Raw genomic sequence first — 23249 nt, 5'->3', positions numbered from 1 at the left:
TGGCGCGAGTAGTTATTCTAGCATGCGTGGGTTAAACTTGGCAGCGGACGACCCATCCAGCGACGAAAAAAAGGAGATGTATGATGCGGTGGACACGAGCGAGTTGGGCCGGAGTGTTTCTGGCTGTGGTGTGCATGTCGGTGCCGGCGTTTGCTCAGGAAGGTGGCGAGCAGGCCGGAGATAAGGCGGTGGAGATTCTGGAGGCGTTGGAGCTTCCGGAGGCTGCCGCTGAGCTTGAGCGAGCCGGCGTGGAGAATGTGCAAATCGAGCGCGCCATCGAGGTGATTCGCGAGCGGCAGGCCGCCCGCGCCGAAGGTGGCGAGGCGCCGGACGGAGCTGAAGCGGCAGAAGGTGCCGAAGGCGCCGAAGAAGCTGGCAGCGCCGCGGCCGAGGCCGCCCGCACGCTGAAAGCCGAGGCCGAAGCTGCGCGCGAGCACGGGCCGATGGAGAACTTTGGCGACTACGTCAAAGAGCAGGTCGAGTCGGGTGTGCGCGGCCAGGAGCTCGCTGCGAAGATCCGCGAGGAGCGCGAGCGTCGCCGTCCGCGTCCGGAGCGTGGTCAGGCCGGTGAGAATGGTCAGGCCGGTGAGCGTGGTCAGGCTGGCGAACGCGGTCAGGCGGCTGAGCGTGGTCAGGCCGGTGAGCGTGGTCAGGCCGGTGAGCGTGGTCAGGCCGGTGAGCGTGGTCAGGCCGGTGAGCGCGGCGCGAAGGGCAAAGCCCCTCGCGGTCAGCAGGATGAGGCGCAGGCCGAAGGTGAAGAGGGCGAAGCGGCCGCCGAGCGTGGCCAGGGCCGTCGCCCGGCTGCAGCCGGTGCGAAGGGCAAAAACGCGAACGCGGACCAGTAAGCCAGGAGAAAAGCTATGCAAAAGATGATGTGGATGTGTGTTGCGATGCTGGTGAGTCTGGCGATGGTGGCAGGCTGTGAGTCTCCCTCCGAGGAGGCCCCGGCCGAGCCGGCCGAGAGCGCGGCGGTGGAAGAGGCGCCTGCCGAAGAAGAAGCCGCACCGGAGTCGGAGCTTGTGGTCGAGGCGCGCGAAGTCGCTGCGCTGCGCGCCAAGATCAAGGCCAACCCCGAGCAGGTCGAAGCCCTGCTCGCTGAAGCCGAGATGAGCGAGGAAGAGCTGGAGGCGAAGATCTTTGAGATCAGCGCCGACCCGGCCGCGCGCGCGGCTTACGTGGAAGCCTCGAAGTAAGGGCGCGGACTGGCGCGGCGCGCCGGTAGCGCAAAAAGAAAAGGCCCGAAACCGCCAGGTTTCGGACCTTTTCGTTGTGACACGCGCCGCACTCAGCGGTAGATGCCCTCGGGGGTGTAGGGCGAACCGTTGGAGGCGAAGAACTTGCCATCGAGGTAGCGGTAGCCCTTGTCGAGCGAGGCGATGGTCTTCATATGCTCGTCGGTAAGCTCAACCTTGAGCGCGTCGAAGTTCTGCTGGATGCGCTGGCGGTTGACCGACTTGGGGATCACCACGGTGCCGCGGGCGATGGCCCAGGCGATGAGCACCTGCGCGGTGGAGGCGCCGACCTCGCTGGCGATGGTCTCGATGGTGGGGTGATTGAGAAGCGGCGGCTCATCGTCTTTGCGGTTCTCGCGGTCGGTGGAGCCCAGGGGAGAGTACGCCGTGAGCACGATGTTGTGCTCGTTGCAGAAGTTCAGAAGCTCGCCCTGCTGCAGGTGCGGGTGCGACTCGACCTGGTTGACCTCGGGAAGCTCGCCAACCGTGCCAAGGGCGCTGAGGCGCTCCGGACCCATGTTGGAGACGCCGACGGCGCGGGACTTGCCGGCTTGTTTGGCGGCCAGCATCGCCTCCCAGGTCTCGGAGAGGGGGGCCTCTTCGAGGGTGAGCCAGTCGTCGGCCGAGCGGGGGAAGCCCACGCCGGGCTTAAACGCGATGGGCCAGTGGATGAGGTAGAGGTCCAGGTAGTCGAGCTGAAGATCGCTTAAGGTCTGCTCGAGCGCCGGGGCGACGTCGTCTTTGAGGTGGGCGTTGTTCCAGAGTTTGGAGGTGACCCAGAGCTCGTCGCGGGTGATGTCGCCGGCGGCGATGGCGTCTTTGATGGCCTGGCCCACTTCGGTTTCGTTGCCGTAAACGGCGGCGCAGTCCAGATGCCGGTAGCCAATTTCAAGGGCGGCGCGCACCGCGTCATACACCTCGCCGGGCTTGCTCTTCCAGGTGCCCAGGCCAAAGGCCGGGAAGGAGAGGCCGCTGCGAAGTTTGAGGGTGGGGTAGGTGGTCATGGATGCTCCCTTTACGGCTCAGGTTGAATCTCGAATCGAGGGTGCCAGGGGTCGCGCGCAGCGCGCGCCCTGGCGGCCCTGAGGAGATAAGCACCGCTCAAAAAAGTCGAGTGATCAGCGCGGGAAGAGGACCTCTTCGGGGGCCAGCGGGGCGTCGAGGACGCCGACGTCGGTTAGCGTGTCGATGACACGGCTTAAGTCGGGCTGGTCGATGCCCGGGCGCTCCGCCCAGGTGGTCTGCTCAAGCCAGGCGGCCGCATCTTCGGGGCGCTGGCCGAAGCGAGAGACGACCTCGGCGATGGTCGCCTCGGGCTCTTGCGTCATCTCTGCGGTCAGGGTTTGAAGCGTGGCAAAGAGGGTGTTGAGGTCGTCGGCGCGCTCGCGGGCGAAGTCGCGGCGGCTCACGATCACAAAAGGCGCCCAGGGCGTCGCACACGTGCCCACGCGTCGCCATTCGCCGGAGTCGACCACCGGCTTGGTGGTGAACTTTTCCCACATAAAGGCGGTGCCGCGCCCTTCGGCCAGGGCGGTGCGGGCGCCGGCCAGGTCGCCGACCTGCTCAAAGCTCATCTCGCTGCGCGGGTCCCAGCCGTGGTCGGCCGCCAGCACGTAGGCCATGATATGCGAGCCGGAGCGCGGTCGGCTGATGGCGAAGGGCTGGCCGCGCAGCTCCTCGATGGAGGCGTAAGGAGCCTCGGCGTGAACGTGCACGCCCCAGACCAGGGGGGAGGTGACGTAGGTGCCGAGGATGGTCGCGTCCCCACCTTTGGCGATATGCGTGACCACCCCTTCGGTCAGGAGCACCGCCACATCCAACTCGCCAGCGTCGAGCGCGGCAAGCATCTGGCCGGTGCCGCCAAAATACTCGGTGAAGCTGTAGTCGAAGGGGGCGTCTGCGAAGAGGTCGCGTTCGGCAGCCCGGTAGAAGGGGGTGTTGAAGTGCTCGGGCACGCCGCCGACGCGGAGAGGTTGGGTCATGGTACGGCTCGGGGGTTGAGGGGCGCGCCGCGAGTGCGAGGCGCGTGTCAGTCCAGTCGCAGAGGGGGACTTCGTAACGCGACGAGCGCAGTCAAGGCAACTCTATAACGCCCCGAGTGCTCGCCGAGGTCGTGATGGCTCAGGGCGAAGCAACGATCGGTAGAGAAAAACATGCCCCCCCGGGCCCAAAAGGGCGAGTGGGGGGCATGTTTTTTGAAGAGCGTTGCAAGAGCAGGGGGCGAAGCGAGGGGCTTACCAGTCGGTGGGTTTGTAGTCTTTGAGGAAGAGTCCCCAGACGTGGTTGCCGGTGTTGGCGCCGTCGAAGATGGGGTCGATGATGCGCGCAGCCCCGTCGACAATGTCGAGCGGGGGGTGGAAGCGGTGCATCTCGCGTTTTTTGCGGGCGTGCTCGGCCGGATCCTCGTCGGTGACCCAGCCCGTATCCACCGAGTTCATGTGGATGCCCGACTCGATGTAGTCGGCGGCCGAGGTGCGCGTCATCATGTTGAGCGCGGCTTTGGCCATGTTGGTGTGGGGGTGCCGGTCCGTCTTGAAGATGCGGTAGAACTGGCCCTCCATCGCACTGACATTGACGATGTGCTTGTCGTGGGTCGGCACGGCCTCCATCAAGGGCTTCAGCCGCGCGTTGAGAATAAAGGGGGCCACGGCGTTGACGAGCTGAACCTCGAGAAGCTCCACCGCGCTGACCTCGTCGAGCTTCAGCCGCCAGGAGTTCACCCGGCGCAGGTCCACCTGCTGGAGGTCGGCGTCGAGCTGACCTCTGGGGAAGAGGTGGTGGCCGCGCTCGCGATCTTCAGCCAGAAGTTCCACCTGACTCAAGAGCGCACTGGAAGCCCCCGGCTTCGTCAACGCCGCCCCTTCCGGGAGCTGGTCATCACGCTCCACTCGCCCCACCAGCCGGCGCACCTCGGAGCCGAGGTCGTCGCTGGAGAGCTCGCCCTGCATCAGGTGCTCGTAGAAGCCGGTCGGGCGGCGCACCGTCTGGCAGGCGTTGTTGACGATGTAGTCCAGGCGCGGGAGGTGGTCGAGGAGGTGGCGGCAGAAAACCTCGACGCCCGGGGTGTGGCGAAGGTCCAGGCCGTAGATCTCCAGGCGATCTTTCCACTCCTCAAAGTCCGCTTCGGCCGCGTAACGGCGCGCGGCATCGTTGGGAAAGCGGGTCAGCGCGATGACGCGGGCGCCGGCGCGCAGGAGCATGATGGCGGCCTGGTAGCCGATCTTGACGCGCGCTCCGGTGATGAGCGCGACGCGTCCGCGAAGGTCCGCGGTCTGCGAGCGTTTTTCAAAGTTGAAGTCGCCGCACTCCAGACACATCTGGTCGTAGAAGTGATGCACCTCGGTGTAGCTCGCACGGCAGACGTAGCAGATGCGCTCGTTGTTGGTCTGGCCAATGGGCTCACTGGTGGGCGCTTCGTAAGGCGCGGGTAGCTCGTGGGGGCGCCCCTCAAACTCCGCGCGGCGGCGCGGGGTCTCGAAGATGGGCTTGTCACGCAGCTGGCGGATGCCCGTCTGGTCCAGAAGCGCCTGATCCTCATCGCGCTCCTGATCCCTTTTGCTACGCTGCCTCGCCCTCGCAAGCGCTCGCCGCGCGTGCTTCGAGGGGTGAGAGACTCGCCCCGCCGCGATGAGAAAACGGCGCTGGGTGGGTTCGTCGATGTCGGCCAATAGCCCGCGATCCTCAATGAGTTGCTCCATGAGGTCTGAGGCGGCGTCGAGTTTTTTCTTGAGATCGTCCATGGGCGCGGTCTTAGCCCAAAGGGAAGCGGGGGACAAGGCCGGTGGGTGCGCGGAGGGGCGTCTGCGGCGGTGCGGCAAGGCGTGTGTAGCTTTGAAAGGACGCGGGCGGCCGCGGGCCGTCGCGCCAGGACCTAACTTAGAGCTGAGGTGACGTGATGGCCCAGACACGCGATGAGGCATGCGACCCAAACCAGTGGGACTTCTCCGAGCTGCGTGCGCTCTTTATCAACTGCACGCTCAAACGCTCGCCGGAGCGCTCCAACACCGATGTGCTGATGGAAGTCTCGCGTACGATCATGCGCGGGGCCGGGGTGAAGGTCTGCAGCGTGCGCGCCGTCGATCACAACCTCGCGCCGGGGGTGTATCCGGATATGCGGGAGAAAGGCTGGGAGGAGGATGACTGGCCCGAGATCTACAAGGAGGTCGAGGCGGCCGATATCCTCGTGTTGGGATCGCCCATCTGGCTCGGGGAGCGCTCGTCGGTCTGCTCGAGGGTTATCGAACGCCTCTATGCGATGTCGGGGATGACCAACGAAAAGGGGCAGTACGTCTATTACGGCAAAGTTGGTGGGTGCGTGATCACCGGCAACGAAGATGGCATCAAACATTGCTCAAGCGGGATCCTCTACGCGTTGCAGCACCTGGGGTATCTGGTCGGACCCCAGGCCGACGCCGGCTGGGTGGGGGAGGCAGGGCCGGGGCCCTCCTACGGAGATGAGGGCTCGGGCGGGGTGAGCAACGCGTTCACGCAGCGGAACACCACGTTTATGACGTGGAACCTTCTGCATATGGCCAGGATGCTGAAGGAGGCCGGCGGGGTGCCGGCCTGGGGGAATCAGAGGGACTTGTGGGATGAGGGGTGTGATTTTGGGCATCCTAATCCCGAATATCGCTGACCGCATCAGGACGACGCTGGCTGCGTCGTCCGGGATTCGCAGTAGCGCTGCTACAGCATCATCCCGGCCTCCTTGCCAATCGCCGCCCTGAGTGCGGTCAGGTCTTTGGGGATGCGTAGAAAGTTCGTAAGAGCGTTGGGGGGTGTGCGGGTTGTGGTTGGGTGGTTGTGGGGTTGGGTGGTTGAGGGGCGTGGGAGGGGCGCGGTGTGGGTCGATTCGTGAGGGCGTTGGGGGGCGTGCGGGTTGTGGTTGGGTGGTTGGGTGGTTGAGGGCCGGGGTGTTGGTCGATTCGTGAGCGCGTTTGGAGGGGTGTGCGGGGGCTGACCGCGTCGGGACGGCGCTGGTTGTGTCGCCGCCCTGAGTGCGGTCAGATCTCCGGGTGTGCGAGGTGGTCAGGGGGTGGGCATGCCCTGCCAGAAGTAGGCGTCGTGGTCGGGGTCGGTGTTGTAGAAGGGGGCTTCGGAGCGGGGGGGGCTCGGAGCCGTCCCAGTTGGGGTCGGGGGAGACGGGGGTGTGGGCGCGGTGGCCGTGGGCCGGGGCGTGGGCGGGCGGACCATCGGTGGAGGTGGTCTGCGGGGAGGTGGTGAGGGCGGCGGTGGAGGTGGTGCTGAGCGGGGTGCCGAGCTGGTAGAGGGCCGGGCCCTGGGGATGCTGGTGGCCGGTGAAGCGGTAGGCGCTGGTGGAGGTGTTGCGGTAGGAGAAGCCCCACATGCGGCGGCTGAGCTCGTCGAAGAAGCGGAAGTACCACCATTCGCCGTCGAGGGGGTGGTTGAAGGCGATGGCGGCGTGGGGGGCGCCGGGGATGCGCACGCGCAGGCCGGTCTGGGGGTGGCGAAAGCGCAGGGAGGCGTGGTGGCGGCCGATGCGGTCGCCCTCGGAGATGAGGCGGTCGATGGCGTTGCCGCCCAGGTGCAGGTCGTGGAAGGAGTTGGCCTGCATGGGTGGGGCGTTGATCTCGGTGTAGGCGCCAAGCACGGTGGCGGAGCTGGCGGTGCTGTCGAGGGTCAGCGCATCGACGGTGGTGGAGTTGATGGTGGGGAGAGACGTAGGTGTTGCCCAGAAAGGAGGAGTCGAGGATGCCGTTTCCGGCGCGGACCTCCAGGCCGGTGAAGAGGCCGGCGTTGGTGTCGCCGCCGGCCAGGTGCATGGCGTAGTTGTGGCACTCGTAGAAGACGATGCGGCTCCACTGCTGGATGTTGAGGTTGGCGTGCTGGCCGTCGACGATGGAGTGGGCGCGGATGCCGGTGCCCATGCGGTCAAAGTAGAGGTTGTCGAGGCGCAGGCCGTGCGCACGCACATCCAGGCCGATGCCGTCATGAGGTTGGGAGGGGGTGGTGGGGGCGAAACTTAAGTCGCGCACGGACGACCAGTCGGCAGGCTCAGAGATGCGCAGGGCGATGAGGTCGTTTTCGACAAAGAGCTGGGCGCCGTGGCCGTCGATGATGATGCGGCGGTTGACGTGCAGGGCCAGGCCGTCGCCGTCGGGATCATCAAGGCGCAGGCGGGCGTTGGCGGGCAGGCGGTAGGGGGTGCCCAGGCCCACCGGGGCCGGGAGGTTGTCGAGGTCGGCCTGCAGCGCGACGGTCGCCGGGACCTGACCTGTGGGATCGACGCAGTGGCCGCCCTGGGTGCAGACAAAGTTTCCGGGGCAGGGGGCGTTCAGCGCGCAGCTGATGAGCGCCTGGCCCGTCTCGGAGGTGGGAGGGGTGGGGTGGGCGTTGTGGTCAGTGCGCTCGGCGCTGAAGCAGGCGCTCAGGGTGAGGGCTGCGGCGAATGCGAGGAGGGCAGCGAGTGGGCGCAGACGACGGGGGAATCTCATATGTTCTCCATGATGTGCCGAGGAGTACAGATGAGGGGGAGCGCGCGTGTACGTTGCGGGCCGATGAGCTCCCCCCGAAGCTCCGTAGGTGGTTGGGGTCGTCTGAAATGGGTGAAAAAAAGGCCCGAGACAGCGCTAAAGGTGGGCTGTTTCGGGCCGGGGGCAAGGGGGATGGGTGTGAAAAATTATCGGGTCAGATTTGGTGGGCGACGACGTGGCGGAGGTAGCTGGCGAGCTCGTCCATGCCGTGGATGCCCATCTGGTGGCCGAGGGTCTGGTTGTAGTTGGTGGTGCCGTTGATGTCGTAGGTGTAGCGCTTGCCCTCGGCGTCTTCGACGAACTCGATGCCGGCCAGCTCGATGCCGCTGGCGGCGCACATGGCGAGGTAGCGCAGCACGAGGGGATCGTCGGCTTGAAGAGGGGACTGGGAGAATTTGGCGCCGCCGTCGATGGGGCAGTTGTCGGCGATGGCAGCGGCCTGTGCTTTCTCGCGCTGGAGCTCAACCTGGCAGACGTCGGAGGGGCAGAGTTGGAAGCCGTCGTCGGTGGCGGAGCGCATGGCGAAGATCATGCGCTGGCCGACGATCTCGACGCGGGTGATGAAGGGTTCAGGGGCCTGGATGTACTGCTGGATGAGGACCTGGTGGTCGGGGCCGAGGTCGAAGTCGCCTTGCGCCAGGCGGTCCTGGAGCTCGTCGGCGTTCTCGAAGCGCTCGATGCCCAGGCCTTTGCCGCCGCGGTTGTGTTTGGTGATGAAGGGGCCTTCAAAGGATGCGGCGAGTGTGACGAGGTGTTCGGTGCCCACGGCCAGGGCGGTGCGTGGGGTGCGGATGCCGAAGCGCTGCAGGGTGAGGTGCTGGCGCAGCTTGCTCATCTCGAGCTCGAAGGCGGCCAGGCCGTTGACGACGCGGGCGCCGTGGGCTTCGAGGTGGGCAAGGATCTCCCGGGTCAGGGCCACGGAGGTGAGGTGGCCGCGGGTGTGGGAGGAGGGGCTCATGCGGTTGAGGTAGATGCCCGGGGCGGGGGGGCCGTCGATGATGCCGTGGTGGACGGGGATCTCGTTGTACTCAAAGCCCTGTTTCTGGAGGGCGTCGCGCAGGGGCGGGAGCCAGTCGGGGTTTTCAAAGAGGATGTGGACGGTGGGAAGCGTGCTCATGGGGGGGCTCCAGCCTTATGGCGAGGTCAACAAAGCGGTTATTGAGGGGGAAAAGAGCAAGATTGGTGCAGAGCGTCAAGCGTTGGGATGGTGAGGGGAGGCTGAAGGTCACAAAAAAGACGCGGCCCCGGGAAGGGGGCCGCGTCCGGTGGTGCTCCGGGATGCTCTTCGGGTTTAGTGAAGGGCGTGGGAGCTGGAGGAGGGAGTCGACACACTCTGGACGACTTCGCCGGTCTGGGTGTGGTTGGCCTGGCGGGCGATGTCGGCCTGGGAGATGACGCCGCAGACGTCGCCGCTATCGTCGACGACGACCAGGCGGCGGAGCTGGTTGCTCTCCATCAAGTTGATGGCGTTTTCCAGCGGGGCGGCGTGCTCGACGGTGATGACGGTGGAGGTCATGGCGTCGCCGACGGTGCAGTTGTTGAGGTCTTTGCCCTCGGCGATGAGGCGGCAGACGATGTCGCGGTCGGTGATGACGCCGATGGGGTTCTGGTGGCCGTTGGTGGCGACGACGGGGATCAGGCCGCAGTCGCAGTCGCGCATCAGCTTTGCGGCTCTGGTGATGGAGTCGTTCGGTGAGCAGCAGGCGGGCTCGGAGGTCATGATGTCGTAGATGTTCATAGGGATGCTCCCTTGCAAAAGGTCCTTTCGCGAAGCCCTCCGGTGCGGAGTGGCTGTGGGGGCAAACTTAGGGACGGGGCTGGCGAGCACCAAAACTCATGCCGACCGTTTTAGGACAACGCTGGCAGCGCGGTGAGGGATCCGCAGTAGGCGCTGCTACAGCTTCTCATCGCGCATTCCTTGCCAGGCGCCGCCCTGGATGCGGTGGGGTTGGGGGGATTGAGGGTGAGGGATGCGGTGGGGTCGGGGGGATTGAGGGTGAAGGATGTGATCGGGTGCGGGGGGTAGCGTTGGCGGGTGGGGCGGCGCTATCCTGGCCCATGGGATGGGAGGAGGAGAGGGGGTTTGCATGATTGGCGTTCAGGGAGAGGCGATGATGACCTTTGATCGGTTTTATGGAGCGTTGGTGGGGTTGGCGGTGGGTGATGCGCTTGGAACGACGGTGGAGTTTAGCGCTCCGGGGAGTTTTGAGCCTTTGAGCGACATCGTGGGAGGGGGGCCTTTCGGGTTGGAGGCGGGGCAGTGGACGGACGATACGTCGATGGCGCTGTGTCTGGCGAAGAGTCTTGTGGCGAGTGGGGGCTTTGACGCGCGCGACCAGGTGGAGCGTTATGTGCGGTGGTATCGGGAGGGGTACTGGAGTTGTACGGGGCGGTGTTTTGATATTGGCGGAACGACGGCCACGGCGTTGCGGGCGTTTGAGCGGGGTGGTGATCCGCTGGGGGGGCCGACCGACCCTTTTAGCGCGGGCAATGGTTCGATCATGAGGCTTGCGCCGGTGGCGATGTTTTATGCGGACGATCCGGCGGAGGCTTTGGAGCGGAGCGCGGAGAGTTCGCGCACGACGCACGGTGCGCGCGAAGCGGTGGATGCCTGCCGATATTTTGGGGGGCTGATTGTCGGGGCGTTGCGGGGTGTCTCGAAAGAGGCGTTGCTTTCGGAGCGCTATGGTCCGGCGCGAGCTTTCAAGCGAGGGGAGTTGGCGGAGAAGATCGAGGAGGTGGCACGGGGGTCGTTTAAGGAGCGTCAGCCGCCGGAGATCAAGGGTTCGGGGTATGTGATCAAGTCGCTGGAGGCGGCGCTCTGGGCCTTTTATACGACCTCGGATTTCCGAACGGGCGCGCTTGCTGCGGTGAATCTGGGAGATGATGCGGATACGACCGGGGCGGTCTACGGGCAGATTGCGGGGGCGTATTACGGGGCGGAGGCGATTCCGGAGGCGTGGCGTCAGAAGATCGCGATGGGGGCGGAGATTAAGGGGTTGGCCGAGGCGCTTTTCGGGCATGCGACGGGTGCTTGAGGCGCGGTGATTTACGGCGTTGGGGGGGGCTGGTCGGTGTGGGCGGGGGGCGCGTCGGTGGCGGACGTCGCCCGGCGTTGGAGGTGGATCTGGCCTGAGGACTTCTGGCTCTTAGTCTGGCGAGGGAGATGGTTTGGGACGCATTCGACTCTCTTGTTGTGGAGGTTCTCATGAGCGCATCGCATCGCATTGGATTCCTCGTTTTGATCGTGGTTTGGACGATGACGTTGCCGGGGCTGGCGGGTGCTCAGGAGGGCGGCGAGGGCGCTGCGGAGGCGGCGCCTGGGGCGCGGTCCGAGCCTGAGCAGGCGACCTCCTGGAGTTTGTCGGCTCGCGTGCGGCCTCGCGTGGAGGCGCGTTTCAACCACCACTTCGGGCTGGCGGCCGACGAGCTGAACTACGGCGGCCAGCCGGATGAGGCGGATGTATTCAGTCAGCAGACGCGGGTGGGGCTGAAGGTGGCGCGGGGGCGACTCAGCGGGCGCCTGACCCTGCAGCATAGTGCGGCTTGGGGGGACTTTGGTGGGGACAGCCTGACGGCTCCGCCGCTGGCGCTTTATCAGGGGTGGGTGCGTTTTGAGGCGACGGAGACTTTTTTTGCGGACGTGGGGCGCTTCGAGTTGGCGTATGGGGATCAGCGTGTGCTGGGGAGTGTGGGGTGGAGTCAGGTGGGTCGGGCGTGGGACGGTGTGCGGCTGGGGTTGCGGCCTGGCGGCGGTGTGGCCGTCGATGCTTTTGCGGCGCGGTATCAGGATGGCGCCGGAGGTTTTCTTGACGACGACGCCTACCTCTCGGGGGTGTACGCCTCCATGGGAGGGATGGAGGCGCCGCTGCTTCGCGAGGTGGATGTTTACGTGCTCTACGACGCCCGACTCGGCCGTGAACCCAGCGCCGAGGGTGCCGGAGATGGTGCCGCACGTCGTAACCTTGTCATGCTCGGGAGCCGACTCGAGGGTGCAGCCGCCGACGCCCGGCTCACCCTGGAGGGGGGCTACCAGCTGGGTTCGGTGTGCGCCCCCGAGGCTCTTGCCAGCGCCAGGTGTCAGGACGAAGGTGCAGACATCGGCGCCTTCTTCTTCGACAGCACGTTGAGCTACGCGCTGGGTGTGTTTACGCCCTTCGTAGGGTTCTCTCTGGCGAGTGGTGACGACCCTGAGTCTGCCGACGTGGAAGCGTACAATCACCTCTACCCCACGGCGCACGCCTTCATGGGGTATATGGATCTTATCGGTGCGCGCACCAACATCCGGGAGCTTCGTGCGGGGCTGCGCTTTGAGGGGGAGGGGCTGAACGCGGAGCTCGTCGCGCATGACTTCACCCGGCAGCAACCCAGCACCGAACGCGTCGGTCTGGAGATCAACGCGCAGGTGGCCGCAAGGTTTGGCGATGGCTTTAGTCTCGGGGCGGGGCACGGACTTTTTGTTCCCGACCAGGGCGTCTCCAATTCGGAGGCGGCACCGCAGGGGGTGGCGAACTGGACGTACCTGCAGGCGGTGGGTTCTTTTTAGTCCGGAGCGAGAAGGTGGAGCGCCGGCCGGGCTGAATGTGCTCATCGCGTCGACTTCCGGCCGGCGGAGGCTTCCAAAACTTGAATCGTGCGATGCGCCAGTGTTTATGCGCTTCGGATCGGGGTGTCGTGTTTTGGGAATTGCGATCCGAAGTGTTCCGAACGCGAATCGCGATCTCAGAACAGGTATCGGAAGGGGTCCGATCGTTCCGGGGGCGGTGCAGGATGCGATCGGAAGGCTTCCTGAGGCGTCTTTTCAGATGCGAAAGACGTCTGGAGCCTTCCGATCGTGTTTTTGCATTTGGGGGAGGTGTCCGGAGGCTTCGGATGGGGGCGGCGCCTGCTCGGGAGGCTTTCGGGAGCCTTCGGATGCGATTTTGAGTTGAAAAGTGACGTTCGGCAGCCTTCCGAAGGTTTGCCGACGCTGCAGTCAAAGGTTCGGGAGGCTCGGGAACCTTTGTTGTCAGCGTCAGCGAGTGTTGGGAGCACTCCAGAGAGGTTGCGTGTGAGTGCGATTGCGAATCGGGAGTGTTCGGAAGCGTCCCTTAAAATCGCGGCGACGATCCGGAGGCTTCAGGCGTAAAAAACACCGAAATTCTCGCTTGCAGTCAGTGCGAGATGGGTTTTAGGGTTTTTCTACAACACCACAACACGTCCTCGACGTCGGGGGTGCGCTTTGAGTGGTCAAAGCGACCTGTCCGGGGGGCATAGCAAGCGAGGGGTTTGTTATGGCTAAGATCTCCCGTCTGTCCGGCAATATGTATGCGATTCATGGCAATATTGCGTCGTCGGTGCGTGTGAACTCGTACACGCTGAGCAAGCGTGTGGAGGCGAAGCTCTTTCCCAACGGGGTGCCGCCGAGTGTGAGTGTGGAGGATGTGATTCACGCGTTGGTCGAGGTGCTCTCGAGGCGCTACGAGACCTTTGCGGAGTTGGACCGTCGTGTGGCCACGGAGCTTTCCCGGGATCGATTTCTGCGCGGTGATCGCGACGCGTGCGTCGTCGATCTTCGCCAGGGCGTGATCGCGACCCGAGGGGTGGTCGAGGGGTTCTGGGGCCGGGAGGCCTGCCGCTCGGTGGGGTTGGTCGGGGAGACGCCGGAGCGGCCCTGGGACCTGTTGATCTACGCTCGCCAGGTGCATCGGGGGCTGGAGGCCGGGCTGGCAGATTATATGCCACTGCTGGGCATCAGCGTTCCCGACACGAGGGAGATGGCGGCCGGGCTCAAGCTGAAGATCGACGCGCTCGACGCGAAGTTGTCTGCCCTGGGGCTTGAGGAGCGCGGGACGCAGGCCGCGCAGAACAAGCGCCAGGAAGCGGCCGAAGACTGGAACCGCCACTATGTGCCGGTAGCCTCGATTGTGGAGAGCCTCTACCGTCTGGTGGATATGCCCGCTCACGCCGAGCGCGTGCGCCCGACGAGTCGGCGGAAGGCCGGTGAGGCGGAGCAGGTGGACCTGGAGGGCATCGACGATGTGGATGTGCTCGGGGAGATCCGGCAGGAGGAGGGCGGTGAGGTTTCTGGTGGTGAGTAATAAGGCGTAACCGCGCAGTGCATTGTTCGAATAGCCGGGCTTCGCTTGCGAAGTCCGGCTCTTTTTATATTCGTGGGTTTTGATGGGAGGCGCGTGTTAAGTGCGCCAGCATCGGGGCATGTCCGTCCGAGAGACGGACATCGGCGCGTGTTTATGCGGTGATGCGGCGTTTAGCGTGGGATTGGGGCGGCGAACGCCGAGCCGGCCTCCACCTGGTAGACGACGAGCGCTTCGCCCTGGATGGCGATGAGCTTGTCGCCGCGCAGAACCCAATGGTGCATGTCGTCGGCGCGGGACATCTGATGGTCGTATGGATCGTCGATGTTGGTACGCTCCACGTAGCGGCGGTCGTCGTCGGCGAAGTATTGAGAGAAAAGTGGGTCGATCTGGTGGTCGGGGTCGACGCGGTAGCAGGTGTGGTCGCTGGCGAAGAAGAGGGCCTGGTCGCCGACTTCGACGACGTTGGAGCTGACCATGCCGCCGACCTGCACTTCGCCGAGGCGTTCGCCGGTGTGTCGATCGAGCACGATGATGTCGCAGCCTTTGCCGCGTCCGACCACGTAGAGGCGGTCTTTGCCGGGGTAGACCCTGTCGGCTTTGAAGTCGGGGGTCTCCAGGTGGCGTACCTCGTGGAGGGTCGGGTGGTCGTCGTCGCTGGGGGCGATGTCGTACCAGCGCAGGCCGTCGGCGTAGTTGGCGATGAGTACGAGCTCCCCGTCGAGGATGACGTGCTCGATGTCCTGCTCCATGGGCAGGCGTTGGAGCAGGCGCGGGGCGCGGGGATTTTTCAGGTCGAAGAGGGCGAAGCCCTTTTTGCGGTTAAGCCCCATGACCAGGTAGTCGCCGAGGCGCACCACATGTCCGGTGCGTTCGCCAATGAAAGGGCGCGCATCGAAGTAGTCGGGAGCGATGGGATCTCGGAGGTCGACGAGATTTAGGGCACGCATCCATTCGGCGGCGTAGAGCAACTCGTTGTGCAGGGCGATGCCGGTGACGCTCTCGCGAAAGGCGACGAATCCGAGGTCGCGAGGGGCCAGGGGGGCGCTGATGTCGAGGATCTGGACCTGGTTGCCATCGATCACGAAGAGGCGGTCGCCCTCGACCAGGATTTGACCGCTGTAGGAGGCCCGCTGCCTGGCGTCGCGCAGCGGGTGACGGGTGATGAGCTTGAGATGGGTCAAGGCTGCCCTCCTTCAAGGGTGGAGATGAGTTGCTGAAAGCCGGCGTGGTCGTGCAGCGAGGCGAAGTCGCTCTCGGCCATGAGTTTCTCGGCGCTGTAGTGGCCTCGGGCGGTGGCGACTTCCAGGGAGGCGACGGCCTGATCGGGGCGCTCGGTCAGGGCGAAGAGGCAGGCCTGGTTGAATCTGGCCATGGCGTAGTAGGTCTGGAAGACGTCGATGACCTGCTGGTCGAGGTCGTTGCCAAAGACGGCGATGGCGGTGGGGTCGGGATCGCGGGGCTCAAAGCGACGGAAGTCTTTTGAAAAGACCTCGTCGAAGAGGGCTTCGGCGCGCTTCATCTGTCCACTGACGATGAGGAGCACGGCGCGGTTGTTCTGGATGAGCAGCCAGTCCGGGACGATCTCGGTCATGCCGTCGGCGAGTCTGGCGAAGAGGGCTTCGGCCAGGTCGAAGGCGCGGGTGGCAATGTGGGCGTTGAGGATGTTCTTGAAGCAGGAGACGGCGGCTTGCGCCGGCAACTCCGGGGAGAGGCGAACGATGAGGTCTTGGCGGTCGAGCTCTTCGAGTCCGACGAGGACCTCGCGGGTGATGGTGATCAGCGGAGAGGGGTGGTCGCAGACGAAGGTGGGGATGTAGGCCAAGAAGGCGGGGCGCTGGAGGAGCTCGCGGGAGGCCAGGGGCCAGATGATGCCGGCGAGGTTTTTGCGGCGCGCTTCGTCGTCAGCGACGCGTTCGAAGAAGTCGGCGAGTGCGGGGGCGAAGGAGGCGTCGCCGGTATTGACGAGACGCGCGGCGATGGCGCTGGCGACGGGCCAGTCGAAGGTTTCCAGCTCTTCGCTTAAGTCTTCATTGGAGCGGGCTGCGATTTCCTGGAGGAAGGTCCATTCGCCGCGGGCTTCGTCGAGCCAGGTGGCGATCTGGTCGTCGGAGTGGTCGGCGGTCCCGGTGTAGAAGACGTCGAAGAAGCGGTCTTTTTTGAGCGTTTTTAAGTCTTTTGAGAACTGCCCGTCGCGGAAGTTTGCGTTCTGGAAGGCGCGTCGGGCCATCCAGAAGAAGGGGAAGGTGTTCTCGGAAGACATCGCGAAGCTGAGCGTCGGGTCGTGGCAGAAGTCGTGGAAGGCGCGGCGGTAGACGAGGTCGTCGGCGGTGCGCTCGCGCATCGTGTCGACGAGCAGACGCATGGCGCTGGCGAGTTCCCCGTTGCGGACGCGCTGGTCGATGGCGATGAAGGCCAGGGCAGGGTTGGTAGGGTAGAGTTCGAGGAGTCGGGCAAGCGTTGTGGGGGCCTGGTCGTCGTCGCGCTCAAACGCGCGGATAAGCTCGGCGACGCGGGCGTATTCGAGCTTTTCGGCGTAGGTTTCGTCGAGATCGTTAAGGGAGCCGAGGAGGGCGACGAGCACGCGATCGTCGATGCCTTTGAGGTCGGCGAAGGCATGGAAGAGCCGGGTGAGTCTGGGGCCGGCTTCGCCGGTAGCGGTGTCGATGAGGGTGTCGACGGCGCCGAGCTCAAGGAGGTGTTCGGCAAAGAAGCGGTGCCCGGCCTCGGTGTCGTAGAGGTAGGTCTCCCAGAGTTCGGGGGCCTCGAAACGCTCGGCGTTCTCGAGCCATGCGGTCTGGAAGGTCTCCCAGGCGCGGGAGGGGCCGCGTTTTACCCACTCTTTGTAGTACTCCTGGGTGTGGTAGCGGCTCTGTGCTTTGTGAATCTCGTCGGGGATGTGGTCGCTGTCCAGCGCGAAGAGCACCTGCCCGAAGGTGTTGGCGAGCTGGTCGTCGAAGCGATTTTCCATGTAACGCGTGAGGAGGGCTTCGACCGCGGGGGCGGCGGCGATGGCGCGGGGGCCGAGTTCCTTGAGGCGACCCATCGTAAAGCCCCAGAGGCCCCAGTAGCCATCGAAGGATTCGGGCATCAGGTCGAGCATGGCGATGGCGTCGGCGATGTAGGCGTCGTCGGCGTCATCGGCGATGGGACGTCCGCCCTCTTCTTCGACGTCGCCCAGCGGTGTGCCTCGGGGCATGACGCGGAGATCGCGGGCGATGAGGCGGACGATGGGGTGGGCGTGGTTCACCAGGCGCTGCCAGGCCCGGGTGAAGTCTTCGGCCATGGTGTCGCGGTAGGGCTCGGGGGTGCGGACCTCGCAGATGCGCAGGATAAGCGCGGCGTTGTCGCCGTGGTTGAGCCACCACTGCGCTTCGGTACGGCGCGATTCGGGGTCGTAGGGCGGCGGTTCGTTGGCGACGAGGGCTTTCTGGAAGGCAACCACCTCCTCAGGTGCGAGGTCTACGAGCTCCCAGAGTGCGCGGCTGAAGTGGACGACGTGGAAGGAGACGTTCATGCGCCGCAGTTCGTGGGCTTCAGCGAGCAGGAGGTCGAAGGCTTCGCGATGGGAGCGGCAGAGATCGAGCAGCTCGGTGTAGGAGGCGTGGTCGCAGTCTTCGATCCAGCTTTTGAGGTATTCGTAATGCTCTGCGGGGCTTGTTTCCTGAGCCTCCACCTGAGATTCGCGGTGGAGGTCGACGCAGTGGACGCCGGCGGCCTCCAGGGCTTCCAGGGTCAGGGGAGGCGCCTGATAGCGGAAGTCGCCGCTCGAGTACTCCTGGTTGGAGAAGAGGATGTGGAAGGGAAAGGCTTTGGGAAAGCGCGCCAGGCGTTCGTCGGCCAGCAGCGCCAGGGCAAGCTCAGTGAGGTGAGGGGTGAAGAGGGTGGCTTTGAGGTCGAGGTAGAGAACTTCGCGATCGATGACGTCGCCCTCGTAGGTGAAGCGGTAGAGGTCGTCGTCTTTAAGGGCGTAGACCACGTCGTAGTCTTCGTGGGACTCATCCTCGCCGAGGATATGGGCGTTGAGCTGGTAGCCCGGGGTGAACTCCCCGCTTTCGGGGTTGTAGTGGCCGCTGAGGATGACGGCGTCGCCGTGCTCGTAGGCGCCGATGAGAAAGTGCAGGCAGTTGAAGGGGCGGAACTTCTGCATCTCCTCGTCCGCCTCGCTCAAGAGCGCGCGGGTACCTTCGACGTCGTGCCACTCACCGGATTTGGGGTCCAAGACCATGGGGCGGATGACGCCGGCGAACTCGGCTTCGTCGAAGATGAAGGCGACCTTTCGGGTGACCTCGGCGGGCTTAAATCCCTCGACGAAGGTTTTGAAGAGCACCGCGGGTGGCGCGTGTTGCGTGGCGTCATCCTGGTTCAAGTAGTCGGAAGGTTTGCCGCTGATGCTCTGGTTTTCAGGTGCGCAGAAGATCTGCTCGAGGAAGGCCAGGACGGCGTTCATATCGCCGGTGGCGCGTAGTTCGGCGATCTTTTCGGTGTAGGTCATGGAGGGAGTTCCGGAAAAGAGTCACGTTTACGTTTGCGGGCGCGACGCTACATCTTTTGCCTGGCGCGGCGATGCTGAAAGTTGCTGAAAACGCGCGGGGCTGGTCCGAGAGAAGCCGTCCGAGACACGGACATTGGCCAGTTTTTATGCGATGGATCTGGAAGGCGGCATGCAGGAGAGGTCGCTGCATCTCAAAAAGAAAAGAGGCGACCGGGCAGTTCGCGCGGTCGCCTCTTTGTATGCAAGCGATGTCGTGTTGCAGGTGTTTCTGGACGAGGTCAGTCGAACTTCTGGAGGTTCTCTTCGATGAGTTCGGTGAGCTCGGCGTCGTCGGCCTGGCGGGCCAGGGGGAGTGCGCGCTGAAGTTCGGCGCGGGCGGCGTCCTGGTCTTTGTTGATGAGGTGGGCGCTGGCGCGGGCGTTGTGTGCCCAGGCTCGGGTGCGGGGGTCATTGAGGGCGGTGGCGACGTCGATGAGTTGGGCGGCGCGGGAGAGGGTGTCGTCGGCGTCGCGCTGGTTGAGGTGAAGCTGGGTGAGCTGGGTGAGGATGGCGAGGCGGGCGGGGCGGTTGTCGGCGCCTTCGGGCTGGTCGGGGAGGTTGAGGGTTTCGAGGCCGCGGGTGAAGGCGTCGCGTGCCTGGCGGGCGTGGTCGGGGAGGGCGGCGTAGGTGGCGCCCAGGCGTAGGAGGGCGTCGGAGGCGATGGCGATGTCGCGGGGGGAGAGTTCGAGGGCCTGGTCGGCGGCCTGTTGGAGGAGGTCGATGGCGCGCTCGGCGTTGTTTTCCTGGAGGGCGGCCATGCCGGCGGCGTGGGTGACGTGGGCGAGGGTGCGGCGGTGGTGGTCGGCGTCGGCGTCGGGGAGTTTCTGGAGGCGCTGACGGGCCTCTAAGCAGCTGGCGAGGGCGCCGGTGGCGCGCAGGCGGTTGTTGACGACGCAGAGGTTGGCGTGCTGGGTGGCCAGGGACTCGGTGTAGAGGGTGTTGCCTTCGGGGAGGTCGCCAATGAGCTCGATGGCGCGCATGTAGTGAGTGCGGGCGTCGTTAAAGCGGTTGGCGGCCTGGTGGGCGCGGGCAAGCGAGGCGTGGGCGCGGACGCGGTAGGTGGCGAGCTGGCCGTTTGCGAAGGTGTCGATGGCCTGCTGGCAGTGCTGAGGGGCCTGGGAGATGTTGAGTTCGCAGAGGGCCAGGTGCACGCGGCCTTTGAGGAGGGGATTGGAGGTGGCGTCGGCGACGTTGAGGGCGCGGCGGTAGAGGGTGAGGGCGTGGGCGGCCTGGTTGTTAAGGGCGGCGATCTCGGCCTTGAGCCCCAGGGTGTGGACGATCATGGGGCGGTTGTTCATGGACTCGAAGAGGGGGAGGGCCTGGTCGAGAAGTTCGGAGGCGCCCGAGAGGTTGTTTTGCTGGCGGAGAAGTTGGGCTTCGCGCAGGTGGTGGCGGGCGCGGGCCGGGACGCTGTCGGCGGCTTCGATATGGCGTTTGGCCTGGGCGAGCAGGCGTTGGGCTTGTTCGAGGTCCCCGTTGTCCTGGTAGAGGTCGGCGGTGCGGGTGAGGGCGGTGCCGATGGCGAGCAGGGAGTCGGTGTTCTGGAGGGTGCGGATGTCGGCGCGCAGGTCGGATTCGCTGCCGGGGTTCTGGCCGAGGAGGGTGCGGGTGGCGCGGCGGCTGATGCGGCAGAGGGCGCGGTAGACGTCGTCGCCGAGTTCGCCGGTGAGTTGCACGCAGATGTTGAGGGTGCCTTCGGCGCTGCGGAGCTGGCCGGTGGCGGATTCGATCTGACCCAGGGTCAGCAGGATCTGGCCTGTGGCGTGGTCGAAGTTACGCTCGCGGGCGAGCTCCAGGGCGAAGGTGACTTTCTGGCGCGCGGGCTCGTAGCGGCCCTGTTCCCAGAGGAGGGAGCCGGCTTCGAGGGCGGCGGCCGCTTTGATTTCGGAGTGGTCGGGGGCGAGCTCGAAGGCGCGGTTGAAGGCGGCCAGGGCGTCTTCCCAGTGGCCGGCCTGGTAGAGGGCGCGGGCGTCGTTGAGGTGTGCGCCTTCGGGGGAGGTCGGGGCGGCAGGCGCTTCATCGCCCTGTTGGTCCTGGGCGAAGGTGGGGGTCGGGGCGGCAAGGGAGAGGGCGACGAGCGCGAGGCAGCTGGCGAGGAGGGGGCGCATACAGGAGCTCAAGGTCAGAGGGCAGTCAGTCAGGGCGCGCGGGCGTAAGTGGGAACCGATGGGGGCGTGGGGCTTATTTCGGAGCGAGGGTGGCGCGGGAGGGGTTCGGGGCGGAGGCGTTGGCCGGAGAGCTGGCGGGGAGGCAGCGCGCGGGGAGCTCGGAGCGGAGGCGTTCGGAGAGTTCGCGGAGGTGTCTCGGAGTGCCGAGGGCGTCTGCAGCGAGTAGTGAGGCGCAGGCCTGATCGTAGCGGTTGAGGGCGTGGTGGGCCTGGGCGCGTCGCAGGAGGGCGTGTGCGCCGAGGGTTGTGTCGTCGGTGCGTCTGGCGAGGTCGTAGGTGTGTCGGGCGCGGTGGAGAAGATCGGGCCAGAGGTGGAGTTGGGCCAGGGCGTCGAGCCAGCGGGTGAGGTTGCGGGCGCGGGCGGCATCGTCGAGGAGGAGGTCGTGTTCGGGGTGTTCGGCGCGGGAGCGGGCGCGCTCGTCGAAGGCGAGGGCCTCGGCGAAGAGGGCGGGGGCGTCGGGCGGGGTGGGCTGGCGACGGGCGTGGAGGTCGGCGGCGTCGAGGGCGGCGTGGCTGGCCAGGCCCCAGAGGGGCTGGTGGCCGGCGGTGGCCAGATCGATGGCCAGGCGTAAGTAGGCGGAGGGAGCCATCGGGGTAGGTTCGGGCGGGGTGGCGCGGGCGATGGCAAGTAGGATGAAGACGAGGTTGGCCTGGCGCGCGGGTGACTCGGCGGTGGGGCTGGCGAGGAGGTCGAGGGCCTGCCGGCAGACGTCGAAGGTGCGCGAGGTGCGGGTGAGGTCGTTGAGCTGGCAGCGTTCGACGAGGAGGTCGAGTGGCGGGTTGGCGAGGAGGTCGAGGTGATCTTCGAGGGACAGCAGGGCGTCGCGGGCCGGGGTGGGGTGGTGGGCGTTGAGTTGGATGCGAGCGCGGGTCAGGGCGGCGCGGGCGCGCTCGGGCGGGGTGCCGCGCGCTTCGGTGACGTCGCAGAAGGGGAGGGCGAGCTCTTCGGAGTCCGGGGTGCAGTAGCGGGTCCAGGGGATGTCGGGGAGGAGCGCGGGGGGGAGCTCGGTGAGCGTGGCGAGTTTCTGCGCGGTGGAGGGGCAGGCGGTTGCCGGCGCTCGGTCAAGGCAGTGGCGCGCGTTGATGGCGAGCAGGCGAAGTTCGGCGAAACCATCACGTTGGCGCTGGAGAAGTTCGGTGGCGCTCTGGAGGTGGGTGTCGGCCTGGCGAGCGGGGCCGGAGCGTTGCAGGGTCAGCTCGGCGATGGCGAGGTGCAGGCGCAGGCGTGCGGGGACGTCGTCGCGGAGTTGGGCGCTGGCGAGGAGGGCGTCGAGGGGCTCAAGGGGACCTGTTTCGACGCGAGCGCGGGCCAGGGTGAGGGGTTCGATGATGAAGCGGCGGGCGGCCTCGGCGGTGTCGCGGGCGTCTTCGAGGGGGCGGTGCAAAAGCGATGCGACCATCAGTTCGCGTCGGAAGACGGGGGCCGGCGGAAGGGGGCTCTCGGAGTTGCAGAGGAGGGTTGCGGCGGCGTCAACGTCGGCGGGTTGTTCGCAGCCGAGCAGGGCTCGGGCGCGTTCGGGTTGGCCGAGGCTCAGCGCGTGGCCGGCGTCGAAGAGGTCGATGGAGCGCAGGAGGCTGCGGGAGTCGCCGGCGAGTCGGCGGGCGCGCTCCAGGGTCTGGCTGGCGAGGAGGGGGCGGTCGCGGAAGAGGTGGAGTGCGGCCAGTTGAAGTTGCAGCGCGGTTTTGAAGCTGGCGGTGGTGGTGGGGTCGTCGATGACGCGTTGGAGGGTGCGTTCGGCGCTGCGTTCGTCGTCGGGGAGAGGGGGAGCGGGGTCAACGAGTGCGGCGTAGAGGGCCTGACGGGCCTGGTCTCGGAGTGCGGCGCGGGTGGCGCGCAGCAGGGCCTCGGCCTCGGCGTCTTCGGAGGGAAGCGAGCTGCTCATGCGCACGGTAGGGCCGAAGCCGCGGGGGCTTTGCTGGGCTGTTGCGGGCAGAGCGGCGGCCTGCAGGGTGCCGAGGACAAGCAGCAACAAGGCTAGCTGGCGAGGGGTGGGCATGTGAGGTGGCCGGCGAGTGGAGGTGCGAGAGCCCGGGGGTGCGGGGAGGGGGGATAGTAGCCCCGCAGTTCCACTCACGGCAAGGTGCCGAGCGCACCAGGACGACGCTGACGGCGTCGATAGGGATTCGCGGTAGCGCTGCTACAGCGTCATCCCTATCTCCTTGTCGGGCGTCGCCCTGGATGCGCTCGGTGCCGAGCGCACCAGGACGAAGCCAGCTGTGTCGCTGCGTCGTCGCGGTAGCGCTGCTACACGCTCCTTCTTGCTCCTTGCTGGACTTCGCCCTGGATGCGCTCGGATCTTGTAAAGTGCGGGGGGAGGTCGCTGCTCGTTGCTCGTTGCTCCTTGCTCGTTGCTTCTTGCTATCGGAAGCCCTGGATGCGCTCGGGTTTGGGGGCGTTTGGATAGGAGGACGACGTTGGATGCGTCGGAGTGGACTCGGGGTAGCGCTGCTACAGCTTCGTCCTTGCTCCTTGTTGGATCTCGCGCTGGAGCTCGATGTCGTACTGGATCTCGCGCTGGAGCTCGTACTCGTACTCGTACTCGTGCTCGTGCTGGAGCTCGTACTCGTGCTGGAGCTCGTACTCGTGCTGGAACTCGTGCGCGTGCTGGAGCTCGTGCTCGTGCTGGAACTCGTGCTGGAACCCGTGCTCGTGCCGGGAACTGGGGGGCTGCCGGGGGAAGGGGCTACTCGTGGGGAGCGAGTTGTTTAGGGTTCGGGGGGGGATGCGTCGAGTTTTGGGGGGAG

Annotated in this window: 17 protein-coding genes; 7 read left to right on the top strand and 10 right to left on the bottom strand. The window is 65.9% G+C overall.

Annotated features, from left to right (window positions below; translation table 11 throughout):
• Window positions 1–83: 83 nt before the first annotated feature.
• Together FRC98_RS11390 and FRC98_RS21515 are read left to right on the top strand one after the other, a co-directional pair.
• Window positions 84–845 carry a hypothetical protein gene (locus tag FRC98_RS11390; RefSeq protein WP_146981532.1) on the top strand — a complete coding sequence of 254 codons (762 nt, stop codon included), beginning with the start codon at window positions 84–86 and terminating at the stop codon, window positions 843–845.
• Window positions 846–860: 15 nt separating this feature from the next.
• Window positions 861–1193, top strand: a complete 333-nt coding sequence (locus FRC98_RS21515) for a hypothetical protein (RefSeq protein ID WP_230467514.1) — start codon at window positions 861–863, stop codon at window positions 1191–1193.
• A gap of 92 nt (window positions 1194–1285) precedes the next feature.
• On the opposite strand, the gene FRC98_RS11380 is transcribed toward FRC98_RS21515, so the two are convergent.
• From FRC98_RS11380 to FRC98_RS11370, 3 genes are all read right to left on the bottom strand, one after another.
• On the bottom strand, window positions 1286–2236 hold the full coding sequence (locus tag FRC98_RS11380; protein WP_146981531.1) for an aldo/keto reductase: 951 nt from the start codon (window positions 2234–2236) through the stop codon (window positions 1286–1288).
• Window positions 2237–2350: 114 nt separating this feature from the next.
• Window positions 2351–3214 (bottom strand): PhnD/SsuA/transferrin family substrate-binding protein, encoded by an 864-nt coding sequence (locus FRC98_RS11375; RefSeq protein WP_146981530.1) that lies wholly within the window; start codon window positions 3212–3214, stop codon window positions 2351–2353.
• A 252-nt stretch (window positions 3215–3466) separates the two neighbouring features.
• The gene (locus FRC98_RS11370) at window positions 3467–4972 is read right to left on the bottom strand and encodes an SDR family NAD(P)-dependent oxidoreductase (RefSeq protein WP_146981529.1); all 1506 of its coding nucleotides are present in this window, start codon (window positions 4970–4972) and stop codon (window positions 3467–3469) included.
• A gap of 155 nt (window positions 4973–5127) precedes the next feature.
• Here FRC98_RS11370 and FRC98_RS11365 point away from each other — a divergent pair, with 155 nt between their 5' ends.
• Window positions 5128–5868: a flavodoxin family protein gene (locus tag FRC98_RS11365; protein ID WP_146981528.1), complete on the top strand. Its 741-nt coding sequence runs from the start codon at window positions 5128–5130 to the stop codon at window positions 5866–5868.
• A gap of 367 nt (window positions 5869–6235) precedes the next feature.
• On the opposite strand, the gene FRC98_RS22030 is transcribed toward FRC98_RS11365, so the two are convergent.
• The 3 genes from FRC98_RS22030 to FRC98_RS11350 all read right to left on the bottom strand — a co-directional run bounded on the left by FRC98_RS22030 (window position 6236) and on the right by FRC98_RS11350 (window position 9464).
• Window positions 6236–7687 carry a hypothetical protein gene (locus tag FRC98_RS22030; RefSeq protein WP_283809650.1) on the bottom strand — a complete coding sequence of 484 codons (1452 nt, stop codon included), beginning with the start codon at window positions 7685–7687 and terminating at the stop codon, window positions 6236–6238.
• A gap of 193 nt (window positions 7688–7880) precedes the next feature.
• Window positions 7881–8843, bottom strand: a complete 963-nt coding sequence (locus FRC98_RS11355; RefSeq protein ID WP_146981526.1) for an ATP-grasp domain-containing protein — start codon at window positions 8841–8843, stop codon at window positions 7881–7883.
• Between the two features lie 174 nt (window positions 8844–9017).
• The gene (locus FRC98_RS11350; protein ID WP_146981525.1) at window positions 9018–9464 is read right to left on the bottom strand and encodes a CBS domain-containing protein; all 447 of its coding nucleotides are present in this window, start codon (window positions 9462–9464) and stop codon (window positions 9018–9020) included.
• Between the two features lie 373 nt (window positions 9465–9837).
• Here FRC98_RS11350 and FRC98_RS11345 point away from each other — a divergent pair, with 373 nt between their 5' ends.
• The 3 genes from FRC98_RS11345 to FRC98_RS11335 all read left to right on the top strand — a co-directional run bounded on the left by FRC98_RS11345 (window position 9838) and on the right by FRC98_RS11335 (window position 13806).
• Window positions 9838–10764: an ADP-ribosylglycohydrolase family protein gene (locus tag FRC98_RS11345; RefSeq protein ID WP_146981524.1), complete on the top strand. Its 927-nt coding sequence runs from the start codon at window positions 9838–9840 to the stop codon at window positions 10762–10764.
• 170 nt (window positions 10765–10934) lie between these two features.
• Entirely contained in the window at window positions 10935–12272 is a 1338-nt protein-coding gene (locus FRC98_RS11340; RefSeq protein ID WP_230467513.1) for an alginate export family protein, read from the top strand.
• A 727-nt stretch (window positions 12273–12999) separates the two neighbouring features.
• Window positions 13000–13806 (top strand): hypothetical protein, encoded by an 807-nt coding sequence (locus FRC98_RS11335; protein WP_146981522.1) that lies wholly within the window; start codon window positions 13000–13002, stop codon window positions 13804–13806.
• Window positions 13807–13976: 170 nt separating this feature from the next.
• On the opposite strand, the gene FRC98_RS11330 is transcribed toward FRC98_RS11335, so the two are convergent.
• The 4 genes from FRC98_RS11330 to FRC98_RS21505 all read right to left on the bottom strand — a co-directional run bounded on the left by FRC98_RS11330 (window position 13977) and on the right by FRC98_RS21505 (window position 22501).
• Window positions 13977–14987: an LVIVD repeat-containing protein gene (locus tag FRC98_RS11330; protein ID WP_146981521.1), complete on the bottom strand. Its 1011-nt coding sequence runs from the start codon at window positions 14985–14987 to the stop codon at window positions 13977–13979.
• Window positions 14984–18298 (bottom strand): TPR end-of-group domain-containing protein, encoded by a 3315-nt coding sequence (locus FRC98_RS11325; protein ID WP_146981520.1) that lies wholly within the window; start codon window positions 18296–18298, stop codon window positions 14984–14986. The genes FRC98_RS11330 and FRC98_RS11325 overlap by 4 nt, the downstream gene beginning before the upstream one ends.
• A 278-nt stretch (window positions 18299–18576) precedes the next feature.
• Complete coding sequence (locus tag FRC98_RS11320) at window positions 18577–20445, bottom strand: tetratricopeptide repeat protein (RefSeq protein WP_146981519.1); 1869 nt, start codon at window positions 20443–20445, stop codon at window positions 18577–18579.
• Window positions 20446–20518: 73 nt separating this feature from the next.
• A complete protein-coding gene (locus tag FRC98_RS21505) occupies window positions 20519–22501 on the bottom strand; it encodes a hypothetical protein (RefSeq protein ID WP_230467512.1) in 1983 nt (660 codons plus the stop codon).
• A 422-nt stretch (window positions 22502–22923) separates the two neighbouring features.
• Here FRC98_RS21505 and FRC98_RS11310 point away from each other — a divergent pair, with 422 nt between their 5' ends.
• Window positions 22924–23214 carry a hypothetical protein gene (locus FRC98_RS11310; protein WP_146981517.1) on the top strand — a complete coding sequence of 97 codons (291 nt, stop codon included), beginning with the start codon at window positions 22924–22926 and terminating at the stop codon, window positions 23212–23214.
• Window positions 23215–23249 lie beyond the last annotated feature (35 nt).

The organism is Lujinxingia vulgaris (assembly GCF_007997015.1).
Lineage (GTDB): Bacteria > Myxococcota_A > Bradymonadia > Bradymonadales > Bradymonadaceae > Lujinxingia > Lujinxingia vulgaris.
This window is presented reverse-complemented; position numbering and strand designations above follow the sequence as displayed.

Excerpts from the sequence above, each read along its gene's own strand:
- FRC98_RS11390 (WP_146981532.1), top strand. The coding sequence starts at position 84 with ATGCGGTGGACACGAGCGAGTTGGGCCGGAGTGTTTCTGGCTGTGGTG.
- FRC98_RS21515 (WP_230467514.1), top strand. The coding sequence starts at position 861 with ATGCAAAAGATGATGTGGATGTGTGTTGCGATGCTGGTGAGTCTGGCG.
- FRC98_RS11380 (WP_146981531.1), bottom strand. The coding sequence starts at position 2,236 with ATGACCACCTACCCCACCCTCAAACTTCGCAGCGGCCTCTCCTTCCCG.
- FRC98_RS11375 (WP_146981530.1), bottom strand. The coding sequence starts at position 3,214 with ATGACCCAACCTCTCCGCGTCGGCGGCGTGCCCGAGCACTTCAACACC.
- FRC98_RS11370 (WP_146981529.1), bottom strand. The coding sequence starts at position 4,972 with ATGGACGATCTCAAGAAAAAACTCGACGCCGCCTCAGACCTCATGGAG.
- FRC98_RS11365 (WP_146981528.1), top strand. The coding sequence starts at position 5,128 with ATGGCCCAGACACGCGATGAGGCATGCGACCCAAACCAGTGGGACTTC.
- FRC98_RS22030 (WP_283809650.1), bottom strand. The coding sequence starts at position 7,687 with ATGAGATTCCCCCGTCGTCTGCGCCCACTCGCTGCCCTCCTCGCATTC.
- FRC98_RS11355 (WP_146981526.1), bottom strand. The coding sequence starts at position 8,843 with ATGAGCACGCTTCCCACCGTCCACATCCTCTTTGAAAACCCCGACTGG.
- FRC98_RS11350 (WP_146981525.1), bottom strand. The coding sequence starts at position 9,464 with ATGAACATCTACGACATCATGACCTCCGAGCCCGCCTGCTGCTCACCG.
- FRC98_RS11345 (WP_146981524.1), top strand. The coding sequence starts at position 9,838 with ATGATGACCTTTGATCGGTTTTATGGAGCGTTGGTGGGGTTGGCGGTG.
- FRC98_RS11340 (WP_230467513.1), top strand. The coding sequence starts at position 10,935 with ATGAGCGCATCGCATCGCATTGGATTCCTCGTTTTGATCGTGGTTTGG.
- FRC98_RS11335 (WP_146981522.1), top strand. The coding sequence starts at position 13,000 with ATGGCTAAGATCTCCCGTCTGTCCGGCAATATGTATGCGATTCATGGC.
- FRC98_RS11325 (WP_146981520.1), bottom strand. The coding sequence starts at position 18,298 with ATGACCTACACCGAAAAGATCGCCGAACTACGCGCCACCGGCGATATG.
- FRC98_RS11320 (WP_146981519.1), bottom strand. The coding sequence starts at position 20,445 with ATGCGCCCCCTCCTCGCCAGCTGCCTCGCGCTCGTCGCCCTCTCCCTT.
- FRC98_RS21505 (WP_230467512.1), bottom strand. The coding sequence starts at position 22,501 with ATGCCCACCCCTCGCCAGCTAGCCTTGTTGCTGCTTGTCCTCGGCACC.
- FRC98_RS11310 (WP_146981517.1), top strand. The coding sequence starts at position 22,924 with ATGCGTCGGAGTGGACTCGGGGTAGCGCTGCTACAGCTTCGTCCTTGC.